At 45.8% G+C, this 1074-nt stretch carries 2 protein-coding genes; both read right to left on the bottom strand.

Annotated elements, in window-relative coordinates:
- Positions 1-382: rhodanese-like domain-containing protein (locus ACRC27_RS12340; RefSeq protein ID WP_438640002.1), on the bottom strand; the 382-nt coding region annotated here is incomplete at its 3' end.
- A 13-nt stretch (positions 383-395) separates the two neighbouring features.
- Positions 396-827, bottom strand: a complete 432-nt coding sequence (locus ACRC27_RS12335) for a DoxX family protein (RefSeq protein WP_438640001.1) — start codon at positions 825-827, stop codon at positions 396-398.
- Positions 828-1074 lie beyond the last annotated feature (247 nt).

Here is a 1074-nt window from a genome sequence, read left to right as displayed (position 1 = left end):
TAACAATAGTGCGGCTCTTATCTGGGCCTAGTAGCTCCAAGAAGGCTTGTTCGGATTGATTATCTTCGGTCAACGCCGCCCAGCTTTTGCCATCGGTAGCTTGTTTAGCGAACACAAAGTTTTTAGCCCCCGGAATGTGGCCCTTCTTGAAGCTGCTGTCGTACGGCATGGTATCGATAATGAGCATCTCTTGTTGACCATCCAGACGATTTTTCAGCTCTTCCACCATAATCAGCTGGTAGCCACCCTGCTGCGCTTCACGAGCAAGCGTAATGGCTTGTTTTTCAGCCGCCGTTTCCTGTTCAAATTGATTGTCTGAACAGCCGGTGGTTAAGGTTGCAACCGTCAGAAGTGCTGCCACTGCCAGTACGTGTTTCTTCATTTTTATCTCCATATTATTTTATTGATTCTCTAGTCTTTTTTACTAAAAAATTGCACCTGTACGGTTCAACATTGAACCACAGCCATATGCACATGCCCAGTAACGCCACATCACGCACTAACGCCTGCGGCAAGCCACTTAAATCGGCGGCCCCTAAACATCCACAATTGATATCCAGACCAATGGCCATGCCATATGCCAATACCGCCATAAACAGAACCAGCAAGACCATCATTGAGGCAATCGCCATTTTTACGCGGCATAAAACACCAATGCCCACCAGCAATTCCGTGAGGATCAATAACCATACGATGTAGGGGATGAATGCGGGTAACACCAGCCCAAACGCTGCTATGGTTTGGGCAAATCCCTTAGTATCGAAGAATTTAGTCAGCGCACTGGCGGCAAAAAAACCACCACACAGAATGCGGCATAATAGGGTCACTATTTTCATTTATATGATTATACAGTAAATTCTATCAGCCGCATTTATTCATTACAGACTGTATTTTTTATCCAAAATACATTGGCCCTGATCAGCGAGTTGATAACTCTGCACGGTATCTAGAGACTAACCTGAGGCAAAGCACGTTATGTTTTAACTTACCGCCTCACGACTGTTTTGTACTGACTTCGTTCTGTCTTCAGCGAGCGGTGTCAGTTATCGCCAGCAACCTGCCTTAACTTCTACC

The sequence above is a fragment of the Plesiomonas sp. genome (assembly GCF_051650925.1).
In the GTDB taxonomy this organism is placed as follows: domain Bacteria; phylum Pseudomonadota; class Gammaproteobacteria; order Enterobacterales; family CAMTGL01; genus Plesiomonas.
This window is presented reverse-complemented; position numbering and strand designations above follow the sequence as displayed.